Raw genomic sequence first — 4365 nt, 5'->3', positions numbered from 1 at the left:
GCGCCGCCCGCTCGGCGCGGGCGGCGGCACGCTGCCCGGCGCGGACGAACCCGCCGGATACGGCGCCTCCTTCAGCCCGTCCCCGGCCGAAACGCCCGGATACGCGCAACTGCCGGACCTGGCCGGGGAGGCGCAGTTCGCAGATGCGCACGCCCGGCGGCAGGTGCCCTTCGACAGCGCCGGGGAGACCGGACCGGACTCCGCGCCTGCGGCCTCCGCGGCCCCGGCCGCCCCGTCCCCCGTGCCGGAGCCCGAGCCCGAGGAGAGTTCGTACGCGGCCCCACAGGGCGGCGGCGACAGCGGTGACGCCGGCGACGGAGGTGAGGGCGACGGCGGTTCGTACGAGCCCGTCATCCCGATAGTGCGCTCCGGGCTGCCCTGGGTGCCGTCGACACCGTCCAGCACCGTGCCCGCGGAACCGGCGGAGCCCGCGGAAGGCGCCCCCGAGTCCGGCAACGCCTGGGGCGAGGCGTTCGCGCTCCGTACCGGCGCCGCCCCCGAGGCGCCCGAGATGCCATCGGAGACGTCACAGCGTGCGGACGTGCCGTCCGAGGAGCACGCCGCCGCCCCCGAACCCGCCCAGGACGAACCGGCCGTGGACCCGGCACCGGACCAGGACCCCGACCCGGTCCCGGCCCCGCAGCTGGACGCCGAACACCCGCACGTCTCCTACGTCCTGCACGTCAACGGCGCCGACCGCCCCGTCACCGACGCCTGGATCGGCGAATCGCTGCTGTACGTGCTCCGCGAGCGGCTCGGCCTGGCCGGCGCCAAGGACGGCTGCGCGCAGGGCGAGTGCGGCGCCTGCTCCGTCCAGGTCGACGGCAGGCTGCTCGCCTCCTGCCTCGTGCCCTCCGCCACCGCCGCCGGCAGCGAGATCCGTACGGTCGAGGGCCTGGCCGTCGACGGCACCCCCTCCGACGTGCAGCGTGCGCTGACCGAGTCGGGCGCGGTGCAGTGCGGTTTCTGCGTACCCGGGCTGGCGATGACGGTGCACGACCTGCTGGAGGGCAACCACGCGCCCAGCGAACTGGAGACCCGCCAGGCGATCTGCGGCAACCTGTGCCGCTGCTCCGGCTACCGCGGGGTGCTGGACGCCGTCAATACCGTCGTCTCCGAGCGCTCCGCCGCGGCGGAGCGGGACACGGCGGACCGGGATGCGGCCGAGGCGGACGCCCACGCCGCCCACGACGGCCCGCAGGCCCGCATCCCGCACCAGGCCGGACCCGGCGCGGGCGGCGTACAACGTCCCGGGGGAGGCGGCGGATGACCCGCCGCGGCCCCCACCCACGACAACACCCCCACCACGACGGCAGCGCAGCACACGCAGCACCCCCCGACGGCGGCAGACGACCCGGACGATGCGGAAAGGCAGCGGCATGACCAGCACGGCCGACGGCCCCAACGCCGCCACAGCGACCCCCGCCCAGGGCACCCCGCTCCCCGCCGGCTCCCTCGACCAGGGCCCGGTCACGCACGGCATCGGCGCCTCCCTCCCCTCCACCGACGCACCCGCCAAGGCCGAGGGCACCTTCCCCTACGCCGCCGACCTGTGGGCCGAGGGCCTCCTGTGGGCGGCGGTCCTGCGGGCGCCCCACCCGCACGCCCGTATCGTCTCCGTCGACACGGCGCCCGCCGCCGCCCTGCCCGGCGTGCACGCGGTCGTCACCCACGAGGACGTGCCGGGCGACGCGGGACACGGACGCAAGGTCGCCGACCAGCCCGCCTTCGCGCGCGACATCGTGCGCTACTACGGCGAGCCCGTCGCCGCCGTCGCCGCCGACCATCCCGACACGGCGCGGCTCGCGGCGGCCGCGATCGCCGTCGAGTACGAGGTGCTGGAGCCGGTCACCGACCCCGAGAAGTCCTTCGAGGCCGAACCGCTGCATCCCGACGGCAATGTGATCCGTCACATCCCGCTCCGCTTCGGCGACCCGGACATCAACGGGTCGGTCATGGTCGAGGGCCTCTACCGCATCGGCCGCCAGGACCCTGCCCCCATCGGCGCCGAGGCCGGGCTCGCCGTGCCCCGCCCCGACGGCGGCGTGGAGATCTACACCGCCTCGACCGACCCGCACACAGACCGCGATCTGGCCGCCGCCTGCTTCGGCCTGCCGCCCGAGCAGGTCAAGGTCGTGGTGACGGGCGTACCGGGCGCGATGGGCGACCGCGAGGACACCGGCCTCCAGGTACCGCTCGGGCTGCTCGCGATGAAGACCGGCAGCCCGGTGAAGATCGCGGCGACCCGCGAGGAGTCCTTCCTGGGCCACGCGCACCGCCACCCCACCCTGCTGCGCTACCGCCATCACGCGGACGGGGAGGGGAAGCTGGTCAAGGTCGAGGCGCAGATCCTGCTCGACGCGGGCGCGTACGCCGACACCTCCGCCGACGCCCTCGCCGCCGCCGTCTCCTTCGCCGCCGGCCCCTACGTCGTACCGCACGCGCTGATCGACGGCTGGGCCGTCCGTACGAACAACCCGCCCTCCGGCCATGTGCGCGGCGAGGGCGCGATGCAGGTGTGCGCGGCGTACGAGGGCCAGATGGACAAGCTGGCCAAACAACTGGGCCTCGACCCGGCCGAGTTGCGGATGCGGAACGTGCTGGCGACCGGTGACCTGCTGCCCACCGGCCAGACCGTCACCTGCCCGGCGCCGGTGGCCGAACTGCTGCGCGCCGTACGGGAATCACCCCTGCCGCCCCTCCCCAAGGACAGCCCGGCACGCGACTGGCTGCTGCCCGGCGGCCCCGAAGGCGCCGGCGAACCGGGCGCGGTGCGGCGCGGCGTCGGCTACGCGCTCGGCATGGTCCACATGCTCGGCGCCGAGGGCGCCGACGAGGTCTCCACCGCCACCGTCAAGGTCAACGGCCCGGTGGCGACGGTCATGTGCGCCGCCGTGGAGACCGGCCAGGGCTTCAGCACGCTCGCCCGGCAGATCGTCCAGGAGACGCTCGGCCTGGAAGAGGTGCACGTCGCCTCCGTCGACACCGACCAGCCACCGGCGGGCGCGGGCGCGCACGGCCGGCACACGTGGGTGTCGGGCGGCGCGGTCGAGCGGGCGGCGAAGATGGTGCGTACGCAGCTGCTCCAGCCGCTGGCCGCCAACTTCGGCATGTCGACGGAACTGCTGACCATCGCCGACGGAAAGATCACCTCCTACGACGGGGTGCTGTCGACCACCGTCGCCGAGGCGCTGGACGGCAAGGAACTGTGGGCCACGGCCCAGTGCCGTCCCCACCCCACCGAACCCCTGGACGACACGGGCCAGGGCGACGCCTTCGTCGGCCTGGCCTTCGCGGCGGTACGGGCGGTGGTCGACGTCGACGTCGAGCTGGGGTCGGTCCGGGTCGTGGAGATGGCCATCGCCCAGGACGTCGGCCGGGTGCTCAACCCCCGGCAGCTCCGCGCCCGTATCGAGGCCGGCATCACGCAGGGCGTCGGCGCGGCCCTCACCGAACACCTCCGCATCAACCGCGGCGTGGTGCGCCGCGCCGACTTCACCGGCTACGCGCTGCCGACGGCGCTGGACGCGCCGGACATCCGCATCGTGAAGCTGGTCGAGGAACAGGACGTGGTGGCCCCCTTCGGCGCCAAGCCGGCCTCGGCGGTCCCGGTGGTCGTCTCCCCGGCGGCGGTCGCCTCGGCGGTCCGCGCGGCCACGGGCCGCCCGGTCAACCGCCTCCCGATCCGCCCCCAGGCGGCGGTACGCCAGGAGGGCTGAGGGGGCGGCGGGGGCCGAGGGTCAGTCGTCGCCGTCGAGCAGCCGGTCGACATCCAGCTTCACGGGCACGCCCACCGAGGACGGCAGCTGGAACGTCGTGCCCCGCTTGTGCGTCGAGCACGTCCGGTACTCGTCCCTGCTGGGGTCCGCGTACAGCAGGACCTGGTCGTGCTTGCGGTCGACGACGACATAGACCGGCACACCGGCCTCCGCGTAGCACTCGACCTTGGTGGTCAGATCGTCCGCCCAGTTGGAGGACGTGACCTCCAGGGCCATGCGGAAGACGTTGGGCGCGTAGCAGTTCTTTTGAACGTGGGCGTCCTTGAAATCGGGGTCCACGACTGCGAGGTCGGGCACGGCGTAGTCGTCCGGCCCCGTGGGCAGCCACAGCCCGACGGCTTGCACGACCTTGAGGCCGGTCTCCCGCACACCAGCGCGCAGAAACACCTCGATGAGTCCGGTCAGCGTTACCGCGTGCGCACCGTCCGCTGGTGGCGTCACCGTCACCCTCCCCTGAAGGATCTCCACCCTGTGCCCAGGGAGCTCGCGGGAGAGACGGTCTGCGGCCTCGCCGATCGTCGTCGCATGCTGCATCACGGTCACGGCACCCTCCTCGTAGGGACGAGTCTCGCTCAGCGTATCCGTC

Annotated in this window: 3 protein-coding genes; 2 read left to right on the top strand and 1 reads right to left on the bottom strand. The window is 74.2% G+C overall.

The window, feature by feature from the left end:
* Window positions 1-1270: (2Fe-2S)-binding protein (locus ACRDP3_RS12100; RefSeq protein WP_431516901.1), on the top strand; the 1270-nt coding region annotated here is incomplete at its 5' end.
* A gap of 109 nt (window positions 1271-1379) precedes the next feature.
* On the top strand, window positions 1380-3719 hold the full coding sequence (locus tag ACRDP3_RS12095) for a xanthine dehydrogenase family protein molybdopterin-binding subunit (protein ID WP_431516900.1): 2340 nt from the start codon (window positions 1380-1382) through the stop codon (window positions 3717-3719).
* 21 nt (window positions 3720-3740) lie between these two features.
* On the opposite strand, the gene ACRDP3_RS12090 is transcribed toward ACRDP3_RS12095, so the two are convergent.
* Window positions 3741-4313, bottom strand: a complete 573-nt coding sequence (locus ACRDP3_RS12090) for a Uma2 family endonuclease (RefSeq protein WP_431516902.1) — start codon at window positions 4311-4313, stop codon at window positions 3741-3743.
* Between the last annotated feature and the right edge of the window lie 52 nt (window positions 4314-4365).

Source organism: Streptomyces sp. (assembly GCF_050698815.1).
In the GTDB taxonomy this organism is placed as follows: Bacteria; Actinomycetota; Actinomycetes; order Streptomycetales; family Streptomycetaceae; genus Streptomyces.
Note: the sequence above shows the minus strand (reverse complement) of the source record. Positions and strands in the feature narration are given on the sequence as shown.

What these genes read in the sequence shown, in the direction of transcription:
- ACRDP3_RS12090 (WP_431516902.1), bottom strand. Translation starts at nt 4,313, where the DNA reads ATGCAGCATGCGACGACGATCGGCGAGGCCGCAGACCGTCTCTCCCGC.
- ACRDP3_RS12095 (WP_431516900.1), top strand. Translation starts at nt 1,380, where the DNA reads ATGACCAGCACGGCCGACGGCCCCAACGCCGCCACAGCGACCCCCGCC.